24 protein-coding genes are annotated in these 22,876 nt (G+C 67.8%); 13 read left to right on the plus strand and 11 right to left on the minus strand.

Annotated features, from left to right (window positions below; all coding sequences use genetic code 11):
• Nucleotides 1-28 precede the first annotated feature (28 nt).
• Nucleotides 29-1,444 (plus strand): wax ester/triacylglycerol synthase family O-acyltransferase, encoded by a 1,416-nt coding sequence (locus tag ACXDF8_RS16610; protein ID WP_457224373.1) that lies wholly within the window; start codon nt 29-31, stop codon nt 1,442-1,444.
• On the opposite strand, the gene ACXDF8_RS16615 is transcribed toward ACXDF8_RS16610, so the two are convergent.
• Together ACXDF8_RS16615 and ACXDF8_RS16620 are read right to left on the minus strand one after the other, a co-directional pair.
• The gene (locus ACXDF8_RS16615; protein ID WP_457224374.1) at nt 1,431-1,577 is read right to left on the minus strand and encodes a DUF1059 domain-containing protein; all 147 of its coding nucleotides are present in this window, start codon (nt 1,575-1,577) and stop codon (nt 1,431-1,433) included. The genes ACXDF8_RS16610 and ACXDF8_RS16615 overlap by 14 nt on opposite strands.
• A 66-nt stretch (nt 1,578-1,643) precedes the next feature.
• Entirely contained in the window at nt 1,644-2,219 is a 576-nt protein-coding gene (locus ACXDF8_RS16620; protein ID WP_457224375.1) for an HhH-GPD-type base excision DNA repair protein, read from the minus strand.
• A 128-nt stretch (nt 2,220-2,347) separates the two neighbouring features.
• Between ACXDF8_RS16620 and ACXDF8_RS16625 the strand changes: the two genes are divergently transcribed.
• The 8 genes from ACXDF8_RS16625 (at nt 2,348) to ACXDF8_RS16660 (ending at nt 10,258) form a co-directional block, all read left to right on the plus strand.
• Entirely contained in the window at nt 2,348-2,644 is a 297-nt protein-coding gene (locus ACXDF8_RS16625; protein WP_457224376.1) for a DUF732 domain-containing protein, read from the plus strand.
• A gap of 27 nt (nt 2,645-2,671) precedes the next feature.
• Nucleotides 2,672-3,859, plus strand: coding sequence for a sensor histidine kinase (locus tag ACXDF8_RS16630; protein ID WP_457224377.1), 1,188 nt, complete (start codon nt 2,672-2,674; stop codon nt 3,857-3,859).
• Between the two features lie 22 nt (nt 3,860-3,881).
• A complete protein-coding gene (locus ACXDF8_RS16635; protein ID WP_457224378.1) occupies nt 3,882-4,661 on the plus strand; it encodes a LytR/AlgR family response regulator transcription factor in 780 nt (259 codons plus the stop codon).
• The gene (locus ACXDF8_RS16640; RefSeq protein ID WP_457224379.1) at nt 4,654-5,067 is read left to right on the plus strand and encodes a hypothetical protein; all 414 of its coding nucleotides are present in this window, start codon (nt 4,654-4,656) and stop codon (nt 5,065-5,067) included. The genes ACXDF8_RS16635 and ACXDF8_RS16640 overlap by 8 nt, the downstream gene beginning before the upstream one ends.
• A complete protein-coding gene (locus tag ACXDF8_RS16645) occupies nt 5,064-6,788 on the plus strand; it encodes a sodium/solute symporter (protein WP_457224380.1) in 1,725 nt (574 codons plus the stop codon). The genes ACXDF8_RS16640 and ACXDF8_RS16645 overlap by 4 nt, the downstream gene beginning before the upstream one ends.
• 165 nt (nt 6,789-6,953) lie before the next feature.
• Complete coding sequence (locus tag ACXDF8_RS16650) at nt 6,954-7,304, plus strand: DUF485 domain-containing protein (RefSeq protein ID WP_457224381.1); 351 nt, start codon at nt 6,954-6,956, stop codon at nt 7,302-7,304.
• Complete coding sequence (locus ACXDF8_RS16655) at nt 7,301-8,938, plus strand: monocarboxylic acid transporter (protein ID WP_457224382.1); 1,638 nt, start codon at nt 7,301-7,303, stop codon at nt 8,936-8,938. The genes ACXDF8_RS16650 and ACXDF8_RS16655 overlap by 4 nt, the downstream gene beginning before the upstream one ends.
• 114 nt (nt 8,939-9,052) lie before the next feature.
• On the plus strand, nt 9,053-10,258 hold the full coding sequence (locus tag ACXDF8_RS16660; protein WP_457224383.1) for an MFS transporter: 1,206 nt from the start codon (nt 9,053-9,055) through the stop codon (nt 10,256-10,258).
• Between the two features lie 99 nt (nt 10,259-10,357).
• Here ACXDF8_RS16660 and ACXDF8_RS16665 read toward each other — a convergent pair whose 3' ends face one another.
• The 3 genes from ACXDF8_RS16665 to ACXDF8_RS16675 all read right to left on the minus strand — a co-directional run bounded on the left by ACXDF8_RS16665 (nt 10,358) and on the right by ACXDF8_RS16675 (nt 14,031).
• Nucleotides 10,358-10,537, minus strand: a complete 180-nt coding sequence (locus ACXDF8_RS16665; protein ID WP_457224384.1) for a DUF5302 domain-containing protein — start codon at nt 10,535-10,537, stop codon at nt 10,358-10,360.
• Between the two features lie 38 nt (nt 10,538-10,575).
• Nucleotides 10,576-13,383: an Ig-like domain-containing protein gene (locus ACXDF8_RS16670; protein WP_457224385.1), complete on the minus strand. Its 2,808-nt coding sequence runs from the start codon at nt 13,381-13,383 to the stop codon at nt 10,576-10,578.
• Nucleotides 13,384-13,587: 204 nt separating this feature from the next.
• Complete coding sequence (locus ACXDF8_RS16675; RefSeq protein WP_457224386.1) at nt 13,588-14,031, minus strand: PPOX class F420-dependent oxidoreductase; 444 nt, start codon at nt 14,029-14,031, stop codon at nt 13,588-13,590.
• 44 nt (nt 14,032-14,075) lie between these two features.
• On the opposite strand from ACXDF8_RS16675, the gene ACXDF8_RS16680 reads away from it, so the two are divergent.
• Both ACXDF8_RS16680 and ACXDF8_RS16685 read left to right on the plus strand, forming a co-directional pair.
• On the plus strand, nt 14,076-14,597 hold the full coding sequence (locus ACXDF8_RS16680) for a DUF1697 domain-containing protein (protein ID WP_457224387.1): 522 nt from the start codon (nt 14,076-14,078) through the stop codon (nt 14,595-14,597).
• A complete protein-coding gene (locus ACXDF8_RS16685; protein WP_457224388.1) occupies nt 14,594-15,421 on the plus strand; it encodes a class I SAM-dependent methyltransferase in 828 nt (275 codons plus the stop codon). The genes ACXDF8_RS16680 and ACXDF8_RS16685 overlap by 4 nt, the downstream gene beginning before the upstream one ends.
• Nucleotides 15,422-15,425: 4 nt before the next feature.
• Here ACXDF8_RS16685 and ACXDF8_RS16690 read toward each other — a convergent pair whose 3' ends face one another.
• Nucleotides 15,426-15,791 (minus strand): Rv1152 family transcriptional regulator, encoded by a 366-nt coding sequence (locus tag ACXDF8_RS16690; protein WP_457224389.1) that lies wholly within the window; start codon nt 15,789-15,791, stop codon nt 15,426-15,428.
• A gap of 38 nt (nt 15,792-15,829) precedes the next feature.
• On the opposite strand from ACXDF8_RS16690, the gene ACXDF8_RS16695 reads away from it, so the two are divergent.
• Nucleotides 15,830-16,546 carry an NAD-dependent deacylase gene (locus tag ACXDF8_RS16695; protein WP_457224390.1) on the plus strand — a complete coding sequence of 239 codons (717 nt, stop codon included), beginning with the start codon at nt 15,830-15,832 and terminating at the stop codon, nt 16,544-16,546.
• Nucleotides 16,547-16,618: 72 nt separating this feature from the next.
• Here ACXDF8_RS16695 and ACXDF8_RS16700 read toward each other — a convergent pair whose 3' ends face one another.
• Both ACXDF8_RS16700 and ACXDF8_RS16705 read right to left on the minus strand, forming a co-directional pair.
• Entirely contained in the window at nt 16,619-17,254 is a 636-nt protein-coding gene (locus tag ACXDF8_RS16700) for a class I SAM-dependent methyltransferase (RefSeq protein WP_457224391.1), read from the minus strand.
• Nucleotides 17,255-17,307: 53 nt separating this feature from the next.
• Nucleotides 17,308-19,560 (minus strand): MMPL family transporter, encoded by a 2,253-nt coding sequence (locus ACXDF8_RS16705; RefSeq protein WP_457224392.1) that lies wholly within the window; start codon nt 19,558-19,560, stop codon nt 17,308-17,310.
• A 163-nt stretch (nt 19,561-19,723) separates the two neighbouring features.
• Between ACXDF8_RS16705 and ACXDF8_RS16710 the strand changes: the two genes are divergently transcribed.
• Complete coding sequence (locus ACXDF8_RS16710) at nt 19,724-19,855, plus strand: hypothetical protein (RefSeq protein WP_457224553.1); 132 nt, start codon at nt 19,724-19,726, stop codon at nt 19,853-19,855.
• 104 nt (nt 19,856-19,959) lie between these two features.
• Here ACXDF8_RS16710 and ACXDF8_RS16715 read toward each other — a convergent pair whose 3' ends face one another.
• Genes ACXDF8_RS16715 through ACXDF8_RS16725 form a run of 3 tightly spaced genes read right to left on the minus strand, consistent with a single transcriptional unit; the run spans nt 19,960 to nt 22,839 of the window.
• On the minus strand, nt 19,960-20,940 hold the full coding sequence (locus tag ACXDF8_RS16715; RefSeq protein WP_457224393.1) for an NAD(P)H-dependent flavin oxidoreductase: 981 nt from the start codon (nt 20,938-20,940) through the stop codon (nt 19,960-19,962).
• A 6-nt stretch (nt 20,941-20,946) separates the two neighbouring features.
• The gene (locus tag ACXDF8_RS16720; protein WP_457224394.1) at nt 20,947-21,699 is read right to left on the minus strand and encodes a 3-hydroxyacyl-CoA dehydrogenase; all 753 of its coding nucleotides are present in this window, start codon (nt 21,697-21,699) and stop codon (nt 20,947-20,949) included.
• Nucleotides 21,700-21,744: 45 nt separating this feature from the next.
• Nucleotides 21,745-22,839, minus strand: coding sequence for a CaiB/BaiF CoA transferase family protein (locus ACXDF8_RS16725; RefSeq protein ID WP_457224395.1), 1,095 nt, complete (start codon nt 22,837-22,839; stop codon nt 21,745-21,747).
• Nucleotides 22,840-22,876 lie beyond the last annotated feature (37 nt).

Below are 22,876 nucleotides of genomic sequence, written 5' to 3' on the forward strand. Positions count from 1 at the left end.
CCCACGCCCAACGAAGGGTCGGTCCGACATGGAGACACTGGACCCGATCGACGCGCTGATGCTCACCGGAGAGTTGCTCTCCAGCCCCATGCACGTCGCGGTGGTGCTCACCATGACCCCGCCGGAGGGCATGACCAGCCGGCAATACATCGAGGAGTTCTACGAGCACAGGCTGAGCGCCACCGAGAGCATCGACCCTCGGCTGCGCCGGCGTCCCTATCGCGGGGTGGATACCGCCGGGATGTGGGTGTGGCGTGATGTCGACGATCTCGACGTCGATCATCATCTCCAACGTCGCACCCTGCCGCCGGGTTCGGGCACCGAAGAACTCTGGCAGCTGGTCTCCGAACTGCACGCCGAACGACTCGACCGCTCGGCCCCACTGTGGATGGCGTACCTGATCGACGGCCTCGCCGACGGCCGGTTCGCGCTCTACATCAAGGTCCACCACATCGTCGTCGACGGCGTGGCGGGGTTGAAGATAATCGGCGATTCGCTGACCACCGACCCCACCCGCCGCTCGATGAGGCCGTTCTACGCCACCGACGCCCCGCCCGTCCCGCCGGCACCGAGCCGCTCCGGGCTGCTGCCCAACCCACTGTCGGCGATGCGCGACGCCGCGGGTCTGGCGGTCTCTGGTCTGAACCTGGCCCGCCACGTCGTCGCCGGGGAGCTGGCCAACATCGTCGGCAGCCTCACCACCCCCGCCGTCGCGCCGCCGTTCGGCGCCCCACACACCCGGTTCAACACCAAGCTCGGCCCACACCGGGCAGTGGCGGCAACCAGCTTGGCGCACAACCGTATTCGGGCCATCCAGCGGGCGGCCGGGGTCACCGGCAACGATGTCGTCACCGCCGTGGTCTCGGGGGTAGTGCGGGCATGGCTGGCCGAGCAGGACGAGCTACCACACCAGTCACTGGTGGCCATCGTCCCGGTGACACTGCGCGAGCGCGATGCCGCCGGATCCGACCGACACGGCAACCAGTTCGGGCTCGGGCTATGCCCCTTGGGCACCCACATCGAGGACCCCGCGCAGCGGCTGAGTCTGATCCACCACGCCATGGCCAACGTCAAACACCAGGTCGCCGCGCAGGGTCCGGGGGCGATGCTGCTGGTGTTGATGCCGGCGATCGGGCCGACGGTGCTGTTGCCACAGCTGCCGTTCACCTCATGGGTGCGGCCCGGTTGCAACCTGCCGATCTCCAACGTGCCCGGCCCGAGTGAGCAGATGTACTTCAACGGCGCCCGGGTCGACGAGATCCACCCCGTGTCGGTGGTCTACGACGGGATGGCGCTCAACGTGACGCTATGTTCGTACGCCGACCGGATCGGGGTCGGCTACGTGGCCGACCCCGACGTGGTCCCCGACATCGACGACCTCATCCCGCTCACCGAGGCGGCGCTGGCCGAACTCGAGGACGCCGTCCGGCTCAGTAGGCCATGAAGAGGATCTCGTCGCGGCCGTAGTCCATGCCCGGGTGCGCCTCGGCCAGGTGCGCCTTGGTGAGGTCGACCAGCTCGTCCTCGTCCTTCGCACTGATCGCTTCGCCACACGGACAATTGATGTGAGTCTTCATGCTGCCTCCGTCACTTGTTCGCCTTCGCCGTCTATGGCTCAGGCCTTCGCCTTCGCCGTCTATGGCTCAGGCCTTCGCCTTCGCGGCTGCCTTCATCTTCTTCTTGTACGCCCGCACCTCGTCCAGCGACCCCTTGTCCACCACATCGGCGATGGACATGTGGGTGCCCGGCTTGCCGTAGTCGCCGGCAGCTTCGCGCCAGCCGGCCGGTGTCACGCCGTACTGCTTGCCCAGCAGCGCCAGGAAGATCTTGGCCTTCTGCTCACCGAAGCCGGGCAACGCCTTGAGCCGGCGCAGCACCTCGGCGCCATCCGGGTCGCCGTCGAGCCACAACCGCGCAGTGTCGCCGTCGTACTGGTCGGTGATCGCCCGGGCCAGATCCTGCACCCGCTTGGCCATTGAGCCCGGGAAGCGATGCACCGCAGGGGTTTTGGCGAATTCAGCGGTGAAGGTCTCGGGGTCGTAGTCGGCGATCACCCGCGGGTCGATGCCGCCGATCCGCTCGACGAGCTTGCGCGGGCCGGCGAACGCGGTCTCCATCGGGATCTGCTGATCCAGCAGCATGCCCGTCAGCAGGGCGAACGGATCCTCACTCAACAAGTCGTCGGACGCTGGATCACCGGTGAGCTGCAGACGCGCCATGGCCGACAGTCTAGGACGCCGCGCCGGGCGCCTCGGGCCACCTGGGCCCATCGATTTGTCAGTTCCGGGGTGCCGGGATGTGGAATCGTGGAGCCCATTCCCGCTGGACACGCCCCGAGGAGACCGACATGAGACGGGTGCTGGCAGCAGCTGTCGCAGCGATCCTCACCGCCCTCGCCCTGGCCGGCACAGCGCAGGCGATACCGGATCAGGGCACTCCCGAGTTCGACCTCTACATGCAGGGCCTGCAACGCAACGGCTACAACCTGAATGCGGACACCGCGTGGCGCGTCGCCCACCAGGCCTGTATCGGCGGTATACCGGGATACATCGGTCTGGAGCTGGCCGCCCAAGGGGTGATCGGCCCCGGCGCGCAGGAGCGAGTCTTCGACGTCGCCCGAAAGTACGCCTGCCCCGTCCAATGAGCCGGTGAGCCTCGAGCAGGAGACAGCATGTCGGGTGCGGTAGCGCTGGCGGTTGCGCTCGTCGCGGTGGCGCTGATCCTGGGCACCGTCGTCGTCGCGACCCGGCGGCGGGTGACGACGCCGGCCGAGCGCACCGTGCACGCCGCACTGCACACCGCCGCGCAGGCCGCCCGCTCGCTGCGCAAGGGCCTCGACGCCGGCTCGGCTGCCGGCGCCGCCCCGCACCTGCGCCGACTGACCGGCTCCGACGGCGTCGCCCTCTACGACGGGGAGGCGATGCTGCTGGCCGTCGACCCGCCCGAGAATCCGCCCGAGGACCCGGTGTGGACACCGGGCGCCCTGCAGATCTGCCACGACACCGCACGCGAGTCCATCGCCGGTCAGCGCCGGGTGCTGGCCCGTGAGCAGACCCCCGCCGTAGTGGCCCAACCCTTGCTCGACGACGACGGCACGGTCATCGGCGTGCTGGTCGTGGTCAACGCCGACGAACCGTCGCCCGGCATGCTCGGTGCCATCGCCGAGGTCGCCCGCTACGCGGCAGGACAGCTGGAACTGGCCGAACTCGACGCCTCGCGCGCCCGTCTCGACCGCGCCGAGGTGCTCGCCCTGCGGGCCCAGATCAGCCCGCACTTCATCTACAACGCGCTCAACACCATCGCCTCGTTCGTGCGCACCGACCCCGACCGGGCGCGCGACCTGATCCTGGAGTTCGCCGACTTCACCCGCTACTCGTTTCGCTCCGCCGGCCCCTACACGGTGCTGGCCGACGAGCTGCGCAACATCGACCGCTACCTCACACTCGAACGCGCCCGGTTCGGCCCCAACCTGTCGGTGACCCTGCAGATCGCCCCCGAAGTGCTCACGGTGGTGGTGCCGTTCCTCGCCCTACAGCCGCTGGTCGAGAACGCGGTGCGGCACGGCCTGGCCGGCCGGCAGGGCGGCTCGATCGAAATCGTCGCTCGCGACGAGGGTTCGGACTGTGTCATCACGGTCGAGGACGACGGCGTCGGCATGGATCCGCAGGCGCTGCGCGCCGGCCACGGCGACGTTCTCGGCGAGGGCGAGCAGGCCGCCCACGTCGGGCTGACCAATGTCGACCATCGACTGCGGGCGGCGTTCGGCAACGATTACGGTCTGGTGGTCGAGACCGCTCCGGACGCGGGCACCAAGGTGATCATGCGGGTACCCAAGTTCCGGACCGGGGTGCGGGCGTAGACGAGTCCGGGAAGGGAGTGGCATGACGGCGCGGCTGTGGGTGCTGGCGGTCGACGACGAAGCTCCCGCTCTCGACGAGTTGACCTATCTGCTCGGCGAGCATCCCGATGTCGCCGAGGTGGTCGGCGCCGGTGACGCGACCTCGGCGTTGCGCATCATCAACGAGCGCACCGTCGACGCAATCTTCCTCGACATCAACATGCCTGGCCTGTCCGGACTCGAATTGGCGAGTCTACTAGGCAATTTCGCACACCCACCGGCGGTCGTGTTCGTCACCGCGCACGACGACAAGGCACTGGCCGCGTTCGAGGTGGGCGCGTTGGACTACCTGCTCAAGCCGATCCGCAAAGAGCGCCTCGACGAGGCGGTGCGCCGGGTCGTCGCCGCGCGCGCCACCGAGGTGACCCACGCCGAGGAACCACAGGCCGACACCATCCCCGTCGAGCTCGGCGGTGTCACCCAGCTGGTGCGCTGCGACACCATTGGATGGGTGGAGGCCGAGGGCGACTACGCGCGACTGCACGCCGCCTCCGGTTCCCATCTGGTGCGGATTCCGTTGAACACGTTGGAGGATCGCTGGCGCAGCCGCGGCTTCCAACGCGTGCACCGGTCCTATCTGGTGGCGCTGACCATGGTCACCGGACTGCGGACCTCCGGTGCCTCGACGATGGTGCGCCTTCGCCCCAACGGCGCCTCCCCGGCCGTCGAACTGCCGGTCAGCCGCCGCCAGGCCCGCGAACTGCGCGACCGGTTGATCCGCGATCCGATGCGCACCTTCAAACCGGGCGGCGGCAATGACTAAGCCCGGACGCCCCCAACGCCAGCGGGTCGTCCTCGCCCACCGCCGCGGCACCCGCGCGGTGCACACCCGCGTGGAGATCCAGGAGCAGACCGAGGTCGGTGATGCACTGGTGCGCGGCCTGGTGCGCGCCCAGCTTGGGCTGGCGTTGCGGCTGGCCGCGGTGATGGCCGGCGCCATGGCGGCCCTACCCCTGATCAACGCGGTGTTCCCGGAGCTGTCAGCGGCCACCGTCTTCGGGGTGCGGCTGAACTGGCTGACCCTGGCCGTGCTGATCTACCCGGTGCTGTACGGCGTCGGGCGACTGTTCATCCGGCTGGCCGAACAGGGTGAGCGTGACTTCATGGGAGTGGTCGACGACGAAGCACCCGAGGTCGCCGGCCAAGCGGCGCACGGGCCTCGTCCATGAGCCCCGCCACCGCGCTCACGGCGGGCGGCCTGCTGGTCTCGGCGGTGGCCACGGTGGCGGTCGGGGCTTACGGCATCCGGATGTCGCGCACCACCTCGGACTTCCTGGTCGCCTCCCGAACCGTCGGTCCGCAGTGGAACGCGGCCGCCATCTCCGGCGAATACCTCTCAGCCGCTTCCTTTCTCGGCGTCGCCGGCCTGGTCGCCAAGTACGGCGCCGACGCACTGTGGTACCCCGTGGGCTTCACCGCCGGCTATCTGGGACTGCTGCTGTTCGTCTCGGCACCGCTGCGCCGCTCCGGCGCCTACACCGTGCCGGACTTCGCCGAATTCCGGCTGGGTTCGCCGCGGCTGCGGCAGGTGGCGATGCTGGTGGTCGTCACGATCTGTGTTTTCTACCTGATTCCGCAGTACCAGGGGGCCGGCCTGGCGCTCAAAGCCCTTCTCGGCGTGCCGGTCTGGATCGGACCTGTGGCAGTCGGCGCCATCGTGATCGTCAACGTCGTCGGCGGCGGCATGCGCTCCATCACGTTCGTGCAGGCCTTCCAGTACTGGCTGAAGCTGACCGCGATCGCCCTGCCCGCCTTGGCGCTGCTGGCGCTGTCCGGTTCCCATCGGACCGATTTCGGCGGACCGCTACCGCCCGCCGTCAACCAGACGACGACGGTGAACATCGACACCGACGTGGTCGTGACGGTCACCAACCCCGCGGGGGTGACGATCACCGGCCCGTCACAGCCCGGTGTACTGCACGCACCGGGCGACTACCGGCTGCCCCGGGGCAGCACCCTCACGCTGGCCGCCGGCGCGCATACCCCGGTGGTGGTCGGGGCGCCGGCCGCCGGTTCGTCGTGGATCGCCTCCGGCGGCGGGCTGGGCGGTAACCACCCGCTGTATCAAGTCTTTTCGATCATGGTGGCGACGTTCCTGGGCGCCATGGGGCTGCCACACGTGCTGGTGCGGTTCTACACCAACCCCGACGGCCGGGCGGCGCGGCGCACCGCCCTGGCAGTGATCGCGCTGCTGTCGTTGTTCTACCTGTTCCCCACTGTGCTGGGCGTGCTCGCCCGGCTCTACGTTCCGCAACTGCTCGTCACCGGCAAGGCCGACGCCGCGGTGCTGCTGCTGCCGTCGGCAGCCATCGCCGGGCTACCCGGTCAGTTGCTGGCCGCACTCGTGGCCGCGGGTGCGATCGCGGCGTTCCTGGCCACCTCATCGGGGCTGCTGGTCAGCATCGCCGGTGCACTGTCCACCGACGTGCTGCGCGGGCGGGTTCGCGACTTCCGGCTGGTGGCACTGGTCGCTGGGCTGATCCCCATTCCGCTGTCGCTGATCTCGCCCGTCCTGGAGCTGTCCCGCGGCGTCGGACTCGCCTTCGCCGTCGCCGCATCCACGCTGTGCCCGCTGCTCGTACTCGGGATCTGGTGGCGCGGGCTGTCCGCCGCCGGGGCGATCGCCGGACTGGTGACCGGTGCACTGACATCGGGGCTGGCGACGCTGGTCGGAGTGACCGGCTGGGTCGGCGACGACGCGTTGGGTGGCTGGGGGTCCACCGTGCTCGGCTATCCCGCCGCCGTCACCGTGCCATTGGCGTTCGCGACGATGGTGGTGGTCAGCCGGCTGACCCCGGCCGGCGTCCCCACCGACATCGCCCGCATCTTCGCGCGGATGCACGTCCCCGAGCGGCTCGGCATGGGCGTGGAACGCGTGCCGCGCGGCTGAGCCCGGCTGAGCCAACCTGAGCCAAACCGCAACCGTTCAACGCCCTCCGTCGACCGTTCACCGCAGGTTGCGACTCTTCACCTCGCATCCCTATGGCTGTGATCCAGCTCTCAATACGCTGTGAACCGATCGGAGTTCACATCCACCGAAGGCTAGGAGCGGGCGGTGCCCACAACCGACAATCCGCCGCGGGAAACCCAACCCAGCGGTGCGCAATATCTGGCCGTGCAGGCCAGTCCGGAGTTCCAGGAGCTGCGCCGCACCTTGCGCCGCTTCGTGTTCCCCACGACCGTCTTCTTCCTCATCTGGTACGCCAGCTATGTCCTGCTGGGCGCCTTCGCTTACGAGTTCATGGCGATCAAGGTGTGGGGCAACGTCAACGTCGGCCTGCTGCTCGGGCTGGGCCAGTTCCTGACGACGTTCCTCATCACCGGCCTCTACGTCCGCTTCGCCAACCGCGAGCTCGACCCGCGCGCCGAGAAGATCCGCAACGAAATGCATTGGAGCCAGCAGTGAACCACGTGACCCTGCTGGCCGAGAGCACCCAGATCGGCAACCCGGTCGTCAACATCAGCATCTTCGTCGCCTTCGTGATCATCACGTTGTTCATCGTGATCCGGGCCAGCCGCTCCAACACCAATGCCACCGAGTTCTTCACCGCGGGCCATGCGTTCTCCGGCCCGCAGAACGGCATCGCGATCGCGGGCGACTACCTGTCGGCGGCGAGCTTCCTGGGCATCGCGGGCGCGATCGCGGTCTACGGCTACGACGGCTTCCTGTATTCGATCGGCTTCCTGGTGGCCTGGCTGGTGGCTCTGCTGCTGGTGGCCGAATTGCTGCGCAACACCGGCAAATTCACAATGGCCGACGTGCTGAGCTTCCGGCTCAAGCAGCGGCCGGTCCGGCTGGCGGCGGCCACCTCGACGATGACGGTGTCGCTGTTCTATCTGCTGGCCCAGATGGCCGGCGCCGGTGGTCTGGTGGCGCTGCTGCTCGACATCCAGGGCCGCACCGCGCAGTCGTTCGTCATCGCCGTGGTCGGCGTGTTGATGATCGTCTACGTCCTCGTCGGCGGGATGAAGGGCACCACCTGGGTGCAGATCATCAAGGCCGTGTTGCTGATCGCCGGGGCGGCGATCATGACGGTCATGGTGCTGGCCAAGTTCGGGCTGAACTTCTCCGAAATCCTGGGCTCGGCGCAGAACATGGTGCACCAGGCCACCGCCAAGGGAGTGTCGGGCCGCGATGTGCTGGCACCCGGCGCGCAGTACGGGGCGTCGACCACCTCGAAGATCAACCTGCTGTCGCTGGGTCTGGCGCTGGTGCTGGGCACCGCGGGTCTGCCGCACGTGCTGATGCGCTTCTACACCGTTCCCACCGCCAAGGAAGCCCGCCGTTCGGTGGTGTGGGCGATCGCACTGATCGGCGCCTTCTACCTGTTCACGCTGGTGCTGGGCTACGGCGCGGCGGCACTGGTCGGGCCCGACAAAATTCTGAAGGCACCGGGCGGGCAGAATTCCGCGGCGCCCCTGCTGGCCTTCGAACTGGGCGGGGTGATCCTGCTCGGCGTCATCTCCGCGGTGGCCTTCGCGACGATCCTCGCGGTGGTGGCCGGCCTGACGATCACCGCGTCGGCGTCGTTCGCCCACGACGTCTACGCCAGCGTGCTCAAGAACCACAAGGTCACCGAGGACGAGCAGGTGCGGGTCTCCCGGATCACCGCGGTGGTGCTCGGTATCGCGGCGATCGGGTTGGGCATTCTGGCCAACGGGCAGAACGTCGCCTTCCTGGTGGCGCTGGCGTTCGCGGTGGCGGCCTCGGCGAATCTGCCGACAATCGTCTACTCGCTGTACTGGAAGCGGTTCAACACCCGTGGCGCGCTGTGGAGCATGTACGGCGGCCTGATCAGTTGCATCGTGCTCATCGTCTTCTCCCCCGCGGTATCCGGGTCGAAGACGGCGATGATCCCCGGTGCCAACTTCGACTGGTTCCCGCTGGCCAACCCCGGCATCGTGTCGATCCCGCTGGCCTTCATCCTCGGTGTCATCGGAACGCTGACGTCCTCGGACACCGGCGATCCGGAACTCAATGCCGAGATGGAGGTGCGCTCCCTGACCGGCGTCGGCGCCGAGAAGGCCACCCACCACTAGGGGCCGCACCTAAATGAGGTGAGAATCTCGCCGGCTGCGGGAATGGTGGATACGTGCTGATGACGTTAGCCCACATATGACCCCCCGTCGCTACGCTCCTGCCCGCCGGACCACATGACCCGCAACCGGCGAGGTTTCGCCGTCGCACTGCTGGCGTACGCGTTCGCCGCCATCATGGTCGGCACGACGCTGCCCACTCCGCTCTACGCGCTGTACTCCGAACGGATGCACTTCTCCGTCCTGACGACGACTGTCATTTATGCGACCTACGCCGGCGGGGTGCTGGTGGCGCTGCTGGTCTTCGGGCGGTGGTCCGATGTCATCGGCCGCCGGCCGGTGCTGCTGGCCGGCGCCGCATGCGCATTGGCCAGCGCGGTGGTGTTCTTGTTCGCCGACTCGGTGCCGCTGCTGCTGGTCGGACGCGTGCTGTCCGGGCTGTCGGCGGGCCTCTTCACCGGCACCGCCACCGCGGCCGTCATCGAGGCGGCGCCGCCGAGCTGGCGGGACCGGGCGCCCGCGGTGGCCACGATCGCGAATATCGGCGGCCTGGGTGCCGGCCCGCTACTCGCCGGCATCCTGGCCCAATACGCCCCCGCGCCGCTGGAGCTGACGTTCATCGTGCACATCGGGCTGGTGGCGTTGGCCACCGTGGCGGTGCTCTTGGTCCCCGAGACCGCGAGCCGATCCGGAGGGCTGGGGCTGCAACGCCTTTCGGTGCCGCCGGAGGTCCGCTCGGTGTTCATCCCCGCCGCGCTGGCGGCGTTCGCCGGCTTCTCGGTGACCGGCTTGTACACCTCGGTGGCGCCGTCGTTGTTGACCAACGTCATCGGGATCGGTAACCATGCGCTGGCCGGCCTGATGGCCGGATCGATCTTCGGCGCCTCGGCCGTCGCCCAGATCGTCGGTGCCCGGATCAATCCGCGCCGCGCGGTGGCACTAGGCTGCGCGATCCTCACTGCGGGTATGGGCATTCTGGTACTGGCACTGCACTATTCGTCGCTGTTCGGGTTGGTCGCGGCCGCGGTGGTCTCCGGTGTCGGTCAGGGCATCAGCTTCAGCCGCGGACTGGCCGCGGTCGCCGAGCTGACGCCGGCCGATCGCCGGGCCGAGGTCAGCTCCACCTACTTCGTGGTGGCCTACATCGCCATCTCCATCCCGGTGATCGGCGAGGGATTCGCCGCCCAGGCCTGGGGTCTGCGCACCGCCGGCGTGGTGTTCGCCACCGCCGTCGGCGTGCTCGCCCTGGCGTGCCTCACGGCGATCCTGTGGCAGGAAACCCGCACCAAATCTGGTAGATCTACCTACGCCGAGGCGGGATAGATTCGCCTGCATGAACCTGGCGTTCCCGACGCCCGCCGAGGTCCGCCGGGCGTTGGCAGCGCGGGATCGTTGCGCGCCAACGGCTCCCGCGAAGTGGACCTAGCCGCTCTTGCGGCGGAATTCCCGGCGGTTCTCCACCGGGCCGTGAGCGCGCGGCTGCTTGGTGTTGCCGTCGCGGTGCGTCGAGCTACCCGCGGCCTTCGCCTTCTTGCGCTCAAGTGCCTCACGGAACTTGCGCTTGGTGTCGTCGTCGTGGGGCTCGGACTCGTCGTTGGCCATGGTTGCAGGGTAACCCCCCCAAGGCCCCGGGAGCATTATCAGACGAGGTCTTCGATCCGCACGGTCCCCGCCGACGGTGACGGCACCGCCGACGGCGACTGCACCGACACCGTAGGTGGGATGGTGCAGTTGGAACAGTTGGCCTCCCGGACGTCAGTCACCGGGCTGCGGGTCTGGTCGGGGTTACTCAGGGTGATGTCCTTCATAGTGATCGTCGTGTTGCCGAAGCTGATGACGAGGTCACCGGTCACCTGCCAGATCGGCGACTTAACCAACAGCGACACCTGTTTGTAGGGCGCCGCATTGAGCTCGTAGGTGTCTTCCCAGGTCTTCGACGCGGTCAGTTCGGTGCCGTACTTCGAGGCCAGTTCCAGCCCCACCACATCCTTGATGAAGGTGATGTTCAGCTTCGAACTGAACTCGGTGCTGGTCTTGGTCGACTCGGTCACCGAATACTTGATGATCCGCTTCTGTGCCACGCTGCTGCCGTTGTTGAGCACCGACGATACGCCCGGCGCGGTCTGGGGTGGCCGGTAGTCGGTCCACGTCTGGACGGGCTCGCCCTTGGCGGTGAACTGGCAGGACACTCCGCCGCTGGTGCATAGGGTGTTCATCAACGTCGTCTGGTCTTTGGTCGGCGACGTGATGACGGAATTCGTGCCGGGGCTCTCTAACAGAGTCACCTGGTCACCGACGCTGTACCGCCTGATCCCGAGAAACTTGGCTTGCGGCGTGATGTCACCGGGACCGCTGACCTCTCCTTTGACCAGGTAATCGGTGGTCACGGTCCGGTCGTACCGAAGGAACGCGGTCCAGGTGGTTCCCTTGTTGTTGGTCAGCACCATCCTGATGTTGTTCTGCCCCAACCAACCTGGTTCTGGCACAACGACATCCAGCGACCCGCCCGGCGGGATTACGGTCCCGGCCGGCGGGAAGCCGTTGAGTGGTCGGTCTGAACCGTCGTAACGGACAAGAGTGACGTAGTTGCTGGTCAGGTTGTAGACCTTGTAGGTCTTGGTCGTCACCCCGGAGTTGGGGCCGGCGGGGGTCGCGTTGGCTGCGGCGATGGCCGCCGACTGCGCTGCCGCCGAAGGGAATCCGGCAACGGTGGTCACCGGTCCGAACGTCGCGACAGCGGGAGCGTCGAGGGTGACGGGGTCGACGGAGCCGTCCACCGTCCCGGCGACGTAGATTCGGCCGTCTGCCCCGATGGCAAGTCCCGCCGCGCCTTCTGCGACGTTGTTGACGATGATGGGCGCGCCCGTCAGCTCACCGCTCTGCAGGTCGACCACCGACACTGTGCCGCGGTTGAAGTCCGACACGTAGGCCCGGGTGCCATCGGCATCGACGACCACGTTGGCCGGAAAGTCACCCACAGCGATCTGCTCACCGATGGTCTCGAGCGTGCCGGCGTCGATCACCGACACCGTGCCGTCGCCGTCGACCGATGAGGAGCCGGCGTTGGCCACCACCACCCGATCACCGCCGACAGCCACGCCCGTCGGGTGATCGCCCACGGCGATCGTGGCAATCACAGTGTTTGTGGTGGTGTCGATCACGGACACGGTGTCGTCGGACTCGTTGGTGACGAACACCCGGTTGCCGGCGACGGCAATCCCGAATGGATTGTTCCCCACATCGACGAAAGTGCGTTGATAGCTGGTGGTGTCGATGATCGCCACCGTGTTGTCGTTTGTGTTGGTCACGTAGACCCGGCTGCCGTCGGTAGTGACCGCGACACTCGTCGGGGAATTGCCGACATAGAGCGCACCCAGTGCGGTGTTGGTGGTGGTGTCGATGACCGACACCGTCCCGTCTGCCGAATTGACCACATACCCGCGCCCGTCGCCTGCGATGGCGATCCCCCACGGGGACTTCCCGACCGGGATGGATCCGACCGCAGCCCGGGTCGCGATGTCGATGACCGACACCCGGTTGTTGTCCGTGTCGGTCACATAGGCTCGCGTGCCGTCGACGCTCATCGCCACGCCGTAGGGCGCGCCGCCGAGACCGACCGCATCGCCACCTCCGACGGTCACTTCCACCGGTACTGAAATCACGCCAGGGCGACTCAGCAGACGGTTGCCGATGTCTCGGACCTCGACGGTGAAGGTGTCGCCGCCACCGTCGCGGGCCAGGGCGACCCCGGGGGTGTAGGTGTAGCTGCCGTCGGCATCGACCACCACGGTGCCGAACTTCGGGCCCTCAGTCACGATGTATCGCAACGGATCTCCGTCGGCATCGGTGGCCCCGACGACACCGACCACGTCACCTCCGACGCTTTCTCCGATCTCCAGGGGATTGGCTTTGGGCGCCCGGTTGTAGAAGGGCCCGATGAGTTCGCGGCGTGCCCACGCCAGCACGGCGGTGAGCGTCGCGGAATCGATCGGGACGCGGGGTGCAACTGAGCGGGCCATCGCTGCGGTGACCGCGGTGGCAGCTTCCTCGACGACGGCGCCGGTCGCACCGCCGACAACGGGTGTGACAGCGGAACCACTGGCGGTTTCGGTTCGCTGGGTCGTCTCCGCGGAGCCGATACCGTTCGCGGTCTGTCCGACAGCACTCTCGTCACCGGATCGCGACTGCCTGGTGCGCGGCGATGCCGAGTTGGCCGCGGGGCGAGTCACGGCCTTCTGGGCGCTACCCTTGGCCCTCGCGGACGATGCCTTGCCTGCGGCAGGTTTGTGCGGCCGACTCGGCCCGGTGGCCGAGGAATGCGCGCCGGCCGAGCCGGTCGACGACGAATCGTCGGCCAGCGCCACCGGCGAGGCGTTCGCCAGTGCGACACCCACCCCCAGCGCGACGGCAAGCCCGCCTACTCGACCGACGTACTGTCCGTATCCCATGGCAACGCCCTCCCCGAGCGAGCACCGCCGACACCCGCGGTGCGTATGGGGCGAACGCTAAGCGGCTCAGCCACCTCGCAGCTACCCCACAGCGGTCTCGCCAACATCTGTTCCCCGGGTATTCGGCGATGTGTCAGCTTGTTCGCCCAGCGGCAACGGCAGCTTGCGCGGATCGTCGACGACGCCGCACTCGGCAGCCCGAGGTCAGCGGATTCCCGGCGGCATCCCGTAGACGTGCGACACGGGCAGCGTCAGCACCACACGGCGGTCGGCGACCATGGCCTCGCGGTACTCGTCCCAGTCCGGGTGCTCCCCGGCGACGTTGCGGTAGAGCGCGATCAATGCCTCCACGGTGTCGTCGTGCGGCGTGGCGGCGGGCGGGGTCAGGACGGCATTGCCCTCGGCGACCGCGTACGACCAACCGTCGTCGGAGGACACCAGGATCGAAGCCCGGGGGTCGCGGCGCAGGTTGCGGGTCTTAGCGCGCGGCTCAGTCATCGAGACCTGGATGACCACGGTGCGCGGGTCGAAGTGGTAGGTCACGTTGGACATCTGGGGACGGCCGTCGCGTTTGATCGTCGCCAGCACCCCCAACGAGTTGCCCGCGATCACCGCCAGCAGTTTGTCGTCGAACACCTGACGCGCCATGCTTCCGAGACTACGTGTCCGAGGCCGGTTCTAGGATCGTCAACATGACCCGCTACGCCGCCTTCCTGCGCGGCGTCAACGTCGGTGGGGTGACCCTGAAGATGGCCGACGTGGCCGCGGCCCTGACCGAGGCCGGCTTCGAGAACGTCCGCACCGTGTTGGCCAGCGGCAACGTCGTCCTCGACGCCGCCGGATCGCCGGCCAGCGTGCGCACGGAGGCCGAGGTGGCGCTGCGCGACGCCTTCGGTTACGACGCCTGGGTACTGGTCTACGAGCTGGAGACCGTCGCAAGGATCGCCGCCGGCTACCCCTTCACCGCCGACGTCGAGGGCCACCACTCCTACGTCACCTTCGTCAGCGACCCCGGGGTGCTCGACGAATTGGCCGCCCTAGCGGGCGCGGCGGAGGCCACCGAGAAGATCGCCCGTGGCGAGGGCGTCATCTACTGGCAGGTGCCCAAGGCCTCGACCCTGGACTCGACCATCGGCAAGACGATGGGCAAGAAGCGCTACAAGTCGTCGACCACCACCCGCAATCTGCGCACCCTGACGAAAGTGCTGAAATGACCGATCCCAAGATCGACGCCAGCGCGCTGGGCGGCGTCTCGGAAACCGCGTTGTTGACCCTCAACGGCCGCGCCCACCAAGCCGGACTCCCGGGTGCGATCCTGCACGACCCGGTGGCCATCAGGCTTCGTGATTCCATCGATTTCGACTTCGACAAGTTCGGCCGCAAGGGCCAAGAGATGGCGCTGCGCTCCCTGGCTGTCGACGGCTGCGCCCGCGCCTATCTCGCCCAGCATCCGAAGGCCACCGTGGTCGCACTCGCCGAAGGGTTCCAGACCAGCTTCTGGCGGCTCAGCGACGCCGTGCCCGACCCCCAGTTCCGCTGGGTCTCGGTGGATCTGCCCCCGGTCATCGAACTGCGCGAGCGATTGCTGCCCTCCTCGCCGCGGATCACCAATCTGGCCCAATCCGCGCTCGACTACAGCTGGATGGATCAGGTGGACGCCACCGACGGCGTGTTCATCACCGCCGAAGGCCTGCTGATGTATCTGCAGCCGCATGAGGCGATGGATCTGATTTCCCAGTGCGCCAAGCGTTTTCCCGGCGGTCAGATGTTCTTCGATCTACCGCCGGTGCTGGTCAAGAAGCTCGCGCCCAAGGGAATTCGATCCTCGCGGCAATACCGGGTGCCACCGATGCCGTTCAGTCTGACCATCGATCAGCTGGCCGAGCTGGTCCACACCACGCCCGGCGTGAAGGCCGTGCACGACATCGCGATGCCACGCGGTCGCGGCTTCTTCTTCGAGAAGGTGTTTCCGGCGATCTGGGCGTTCCGCCCCGCCAGGAACCTGCGCGGCGCCTACACGCTCCTCGAGTTCGGCTGACGCCTTAGCCGAACGCCGAGTCGAGGTAGCGCAGCGCCTCGTGTTTCTCCAACCCCAGCGCCCGGGCGGCCTCGACGTAGGCGTTGGCCGCCGCGGCCATCGCGGCATCCGCCGGATCGGCGCGGGCCACGAAGGTCCCGAACCGCCCGCGCGTCTCGACGATACCGGCCGTCTCCAACTCGCGGTACGCACGCGCGACGGTGTTCACCGCCAATCCCAGCTGACCAGCCAACTCACGCACTGTCGGCAATCGTGTTCCGGGCTCTAAGCGCTGTTGGCGCACCCCGTCGATGATCTGCGTTCTCAGCTGATCGAACAGCGGCCGAGCCGCGTCCGCGTCCACCCGTAACCAGTCCCCCAACTCCGACACAATGCTAAGTATCTCTTAGACCGGCTATTTTGGGGGATGTGCGTATCGCGGTGCTCAGCGGAGCGGGGATCTCAGCCGAAAGCGGCGTGCCCACGTTCCGCGACGACGCGACCGGCCTGTGGGCCAAGTACGACCCTTACGAGCTGAGCAGCACCGACGGCTGGCAAAGCCATCCCGAGCGAGTGTGGGCGTGGTATCTGTGGCGCCACCACGTGGTCGGCCGGACCACACCGAACGACGGTCACCTGGCCGTGGCAGCCTGGCAGGACCACGCCGACGTCACCGTCATCACCCAGAACGTCGACAACCTGCACGAGCGCGCGGGCAGCAGGCCGGTACACCACCTGCACGGCAGCCTCTCCGAATTCTGGTGTGACACATGCGGATCGCGCTACCACGGCCCGCTGCCCGACATGCCCGAGCCGGAACTCGAGAAGATGCCGCCCACCTGCGAGTGCGGAGGGCTGATCCGGCCCGGCATCGTCTGGTTCGGCGAGCAGCTGCCCGACGAGCCGTGGCAGTCCGCCGTCGAGGCGGCAGCCACCGCCGACGTGCTGGTGGTCGTCGGCACCTCCGGCATCGTCTATCCGGCCGCCGGACTGCCCGACGTGGCCCGGGCTCGCGGTGCCATCGTGGTGGAGGTCAACCCCGAGGAGACCCCGCTGACGGCCACCGCGACGATCTCGCTCCGGGAGTCGGCGAGCACAGCGCTGCCCCGACTTCTACAGCGGTTGCCCGAGCTGCTGGGTGGCTGAGCACCCCGCGCCGAGCGGCCACTTGATGTCCGTTTCGGGCTCGATTGCGTGTCCTAACTGGCCACTCGCCGACTAGCTGGCTTTGCTGGCCCGGCCCAGGGCGACTTCCTGAACCGGAAGCGGCACCCACGCGGGGAAGGTCGCCTCCCGGCGCGCCGCATCGATCTCGAAACCGGCGGCCGCAATCGAGCGCTCCGTCGCGCGATGCGTGTGGCAGTTGCCGGCCATCCGGGGCCAGATCGTGGCGTCGGCCAAACGCTGCAGGCCACCCCGCCATCCACCGGTAGCGACGTGCTCGAAATAGCGCAGCTCCCCGCCGGGCTTGAGCACTGAACTGAGTTGGCGCAGAACATGCTCGGGGTCTTCGACTGAGCACAACACCAACGAGCAGACCACGGCGTCGAATGGTTCGCCGGCGGGCATCGCCTCGATGGTCGACTCGATCACCGTCACCGGTACCGGCGCTGCCGACGCGGCTTCGCGGGCCAGTGGCGCCAGCCGCACCTCCGGCTCGAGGGCGACGACTTCGGTGACGGTGCCGGGATAGAACGCGAAGTTGGTGCCGGTGCCCGCACCGACCTCCAGCACGCGCCCACTCAGGCCGGCGAGGTTCTCGGTGCGCATCTTCTTCATCACGCCCGACTCGTGGGCCGACATCACCGTCCAGAGCCGGGCGAAGAACGGGTGATCGAAGGTCTGTGCCGTCATGTTTTGGCCTCCCGGGCTACCAGGCCAGCTTAGCGACCCGCACTCCCGAGCAGTCAACACCGTGCGCGATGCCGCCCACGGGTCGGTTCAGCGGGGCCTTCGCTGAATCCGATCCGTTGATGCAGCCAGACCAACGGCTTGGGCGCCCACCAGTTCCAGCGGCCCATCACGTGCATGAACGCCGGCAGCAACGCCATTCGCACCAGCGTGGCGTCGGCCAGCACGGCCAGCGTCAACCCGACTCCGAACAGCCGCATGAAGGACACCTGCGCAGCGATCAGCGCGGCGAACGCGATCGACATGATCAGCGCGGCCGCGGTGACCACCCGGCCGGTGTGCGCCAGCCCGAGCGCCACGCTTTCGTCGTTGTCGGCCCGGGTCTGCGGGGAGGCCAGCCAGAACTCCCGGATCCGGGCGACCAGGAACACCTCGTAGTCCATCGACAGCCCGAACGCGATGCAGAACAGCAGCACCGGCATGTTCGCTTCCATCGTCCCGGTCGCCGTGGTGCCGAACGCGCCGAGGTGACCCTCCTGAAAGATCCACACCAACGCGCCGAACGCCGCCGACAACGACAACACGTTGAGCACCAACGCTTTCAGTGGCAGCACCAGACTGCCGGTCAGCAGGAACAACAGCGCGAAGGTGATCACACCGATAAGCCCGAGCACCAACGGAATTCGCGTCATGATCGCCTGCACGCTGTCGCGGTTGGCCTGGGCGCCGCCGCCGACGAGGACCTCGCGCCCGGCGGGCGTGGGCACGGCGTGCAACCGATCCAGTTGGGACTTCGACGCCTCCGAGAACAACGGTGCGGTGCTGCGCACGGTCAAGAAGGCGCTACCGTCGTCGACACCGGCCGGCGCCGACGACGGGCCGACGTTGCGACCGCCGGCGAACGTCGCCCCTGGCGCCGACACCAGCGACACGTCGGGTACCCGGGACAGGTCGGCGGCGTAGCGCTCCAATTCCACCGGGGTGATGCCGGTGGCGTTCGGGATCACCACGGCGACAGCGGTGTTGAAGTCACTGGCGAACTGGGTGCGCAACTGGTCGCCCACCTGATGCGTCGAGGCGCTCGCCGGCAGCACCCGGTCGTCGGGATTGCCGAACTGCACCCTCAGGAACGGGGCGCCGAGCAACAACAACAGCGCCACGATCGCGAGTCCGATCGGAACAGCATGGCCCATCACGAATTTGGTCGACCGGTACCAGAACAACTGATCCAGCGTCTTGGCGGCCGGCTCCGGCCGGTGCAAGATTCTGCGCAGCGGGCGGCGGATGTCGAGGGAGTCCAGCCGATCACCCAGCAGGACGATCGCGGCCGGACTGACGATCACCGCCGCGGCCGCCGCGAACGCCACCGTCGCGATGCCGGCGTACGCGAACGACTTCAGGAAGTACATCGGGAACAGAATCATCGCCGACATCGACAACGCCACCGTGGTGGCCGAGAACAGCACCGTGCGCCCGGCGGTGGCCATGGTGCGCCGCAGCGCGCAGTCACGATCAGCGCCGGCGGTGATCTCGTCGCGGTAGCGGCTCACGATGAGCAGGGTGTAGTCGATGGCCAGCGCCAGTCCCAGCGCGGTCGTCAGGTTCAGCCCGAAGATCGACACATCGGTGAAGAACGTGATCAGGCGCAGCACCGCCATCGAGCCCAGGATCGCCATCACCCCGACCGCCAGCGGCAGCGACGCGGCCACCAGGCCGCCGAACACCCACACCAGGACCAGGAAACTGAGCGGGACCGCGATCGACTCCATCCTCAGTAGGTCGCGTTGGGTCTGCTCGGTGATCTGCGAGTAGATCATTGCGGTCCCGCCGGCCCGCACGGTGACGCCGGCCGGCTCCGGCGGCAGTTCCTCGACGAGCGCCTTGGCGTACTTCTGCGCGTCGTTCTCGCCGCCGTCCATGATCGCGACGATCAGACCGATCGTGCGGTCCTTGCTCAGCAGCTCCCCCGCCGCGGCGGGGGGCGAGGTCCAGGCCGAATTGACGCCGAGCACGTGCGGCGACGCCTTGAGCCGGTCCACGATCGCGGTCCCGATCGCCTGTGCGGCGGGGCTGGTGGCTCCCGCCGGGTCGCTGACCGTGATGAGCAGCTGTTGGTCGCTCTGGCCGAACTTCTCGTCGAGCAATCGGGAGGCGCGGCTGGACTCCGAGGTGGGGTCGACGAACCCTCCCGCGGACAGAGTGCCGGCGACCGGGATGCCGAACAGCCCCGCAGCGATCATCACCAGCACCGCCACGCCGACTATCCGTTTGGGCGCGCGAATCGCCAGGTGAGCCACGGTCTGGAGCACAAGGCCATTTTTCCCGCCGACGTCCGCCAGGGGCGATTGGATTCAGTGACGCAAGCGTGACTTCTCCACCGTCAACAATGACCTGACTCGGGAGTAAGAATTGCCACCATTTTCCGAAACGTAACTCAAAGATTCCTTAATGGTGACCCATACAGTCCTAGGTATGTGGATCGACGACACCAGTGCAGATGTCATCAAAGTCGACTTCGACGCGCTGTATCACGGCGACGTTCTTGTCGAGGGCGACACTTCGGAGCAATTCGAGGAACGCCCTCCGCTCGCCAACGCCAGCTGACTTCAGCGCCGAAAGGCGCCTGCGCCGCTGGTGTGCGGCGAGGCGCCATTCGAGGTTGATCTGTGGGTAGTGCCCGCCTGGGTTCAGGCGGGCACTTTCTTGTCCTAGTCCGACGTGACCATCCCGGCCAGCCGTCCGCCGATGATGTCCTCGGCTTCGGAAACCATGCGACTGACCAGCTCGCCGACCGTCGGGATGTCGTTGATCAGGCCCATCGCGGTACCGACGGTCCAGATGCCGGCGTCGAGGTCGCCCTCGTCGAACACCCGGCGGCCGCGCACCCCGGCGACCAGATCCCTGACATCCTCGAACTGACCGCCGTCTTTGAGGATCTGCACCACCTCGCGGGAGACCACGTTGGAGGCCACCCGGGCGGTGTTGTGCAGGCTGCGGAAGATCAGCTCGGTGCCCAGCTCGTTGCCGGCGACGATCGCCTCCTTGACGTTCTGGTGGATGCACGACTCGACGGTGCACATGAACCGGGTGCCCATGTTGACGCCGTCGGCACCCAACGCGAGCGCGGCCACCAGGCCACGGGCGTCGGCGAACCCGCCGGAGGCGATCATCGGGATCTCGATCTGCTTGGCGGCGGCCGGAATCAGCACCAGGCCGGGCACGTCGTCCTCACCGGGATGGCCGGCGCATTCGAAGCCGTCGATGCTGATGCCGTCCACACCGAGGCTCTGTGCCTTGACGCCGTGGCGCACCGAGGTGCACTTGTGCAGCACCTTGATGCCGTTGTCGTGGAACATCGGCAGGTGCGGCGCCGGGTTGGAGCCCGCGGTCTCGACGATCTTGACGCCGGAGTCGACGATCACCTGGCGGTACTCGTCGTACGGTGGCGGATTGATCGACGGCAGGATCGTCAGGTTGACCCCGAACGGCTTGTCGGTGAGATCGCGGGTCTTGGCGATCTCGTTCGCCAGATCGGCCGGCGTGGGCTGTGTCAGCGCGGTGATGAAGCCCAGACCGCCCGCATTCGCCACGGCCGCAACGAGTTCCGCGCGACCGACCCATTGCATACCGCCCTGGGCGATGGGGTGCTCGACACCGAACGCCTCGGTGAACTTCGTCTTGAGTGTCATCGGGGCCTACCGCGGCGCCATGCGGATGGCGCCGTCGAGGCGGATCACCTCGCCGTTGAGCATCGGGTTCTCGACGATGTGGGTGGCCAGCGCGCCGTACTCGTCGGGGTCACCGAGACGGGCCGGGTGCGGAACCTGCTTGCCAAGCGAGGCCTGTGCCTCCTCCGGCAGCGAGCCCAGCAGCGGCGTCTTGAACAGGCCGGGGGCGATGGTGACGACGCGGATCAGATCGCGGGACAGGTCGCGGGCGATCGGCAGGGTCATGCCGACAACGCCACCCTTGGATGCCGAGTAGGCGGCTTGGCCGATCTGGCCGTCGAACGCGGCCACCGAGGCGGTGTTGATGATGACGCCGCGCTCGCCGTTGATGGGTTCGGTCTTGGCGATCCGCTCGGCCGACAGCCGCAGCACGTTGAACGTGCCGATCAGGTTGACCTCCACGACCTTGCGGAAGGCGTCCAGCGGGAAGGGGCCCTCCTTGCCGAGCGTCTTGATAGCGTTGCCGATACCGGCGCAGTTGACGTTGATGCGCACCGGGCCCATCTCCTCGGCGGCGTCGAGCGCCGCGGCGACGGCCTCGGGGTCGGTGACGTTGGCCTGAACGAACTGGGCCCGAGGGCCGAGTTCGGCGACGGCCTCTTCGCCCCTGAGGTCGATGACGACGACGGATGCGCCGCGGTCGAGCAGTCGCTTGGTCGTGGCCAGCCCGAGCCCGGAGGCGCCGCCGGTGACGACGGCTACGGCGTCCTTGATCTCCACGTGTAGTTTTCCTTTCGATAGATCGACCTACTGGTTGGTTGGGGACTATACCCAGTCCCGAAGAACGCTATCGGTGTCGGCACCGGGGACGCCCGGCGCGATGGGCGCGTCGGGCGCGGTACGGGAGAAGCGGGGCGCCGGCGCCGGGAACAGCGAGCCGTTCTCGCTGTAGAAGGTGCCGCGCTCGGCGTTGTGTGCCTCGGACTCCACCTCGCCGAACGACAACACCGGGGTGACGCAGGCATCGCTGCCTGCGAAGACCTTCGCCCAGTGGTCACGGTCCTGCGAGGCGAACTTCTCGGTGAGGATCGCACGCAGCTCCGGCCAGCGGGTCATGTCGTTCTGACCGGGGAGGTCCGCGGCGTTCAGACCGAGCTTGTCCAGCAGCTCCGCGTAGAACTGCGGCTCGATCGAACCAACCGCCACGTAGCGCCCGTCGGCACATTCGTAGGTGTCGTAGTACGGCGCGCCGGTGTCGAGCATGTTGACCCCGCGGGTGTCGCTCCACATGCCCATGTGGCGAAACGCCCACATCATCGTGGCCAGCACGCTGGATCCGTCGACCATGGCGGCGTCGACCACCTGGCCCTTACCCGAGCGCTCCCGCTCCCACAGCGCGGCCAGGATCCCGACGAGCAGGAACATCGAGCCACCACCGAAGTCACCGGCGAGGTTGAGCGGCGGTACCGGGCGCTCGTTGACGCGCCCGACGGCGTGCAGCACCCCGTTGAGCGAGATGTAGTTGATGTCGTGGCCGGCCTGCTGACTGCGCGGACCGGTCTGGCCCCAGCCGGTCATCCGGCCGTAGATGAGGCGTTCGTTGACCTTGGCGCAGTCCTCGGGACCGAGGCCGAGACGTTCGGTGACGCCGGGGCGGTACCCCTCGATGAGCACGTCGGCCTTGGCGATCAACCGCAGCACCAAGTCACGGTCCTCGGGATCCTTGAGGTTGGCGGCCACCGACCGGCGGTTGCGCAATAGATAGTCGTTGCTCGCGGGGGCTTGAATGCCCGGCACCTTGCCCGGCCGCTCGACGCGCACCACGTCGGCGCCCAGGTCACCGAGGATCATCGCGGCGTGCGGGCCGGGCCCGATTCCGGCCAATTCGATGACGCGCAGACCGTGCAATGGTCCCGGCATAGCTCCCTACCCTCCAGTTGATTGATCGCCCGCCCTA

This window comes from Mycolicibacterium sp. CBM1, assembly GCF_054073305.1.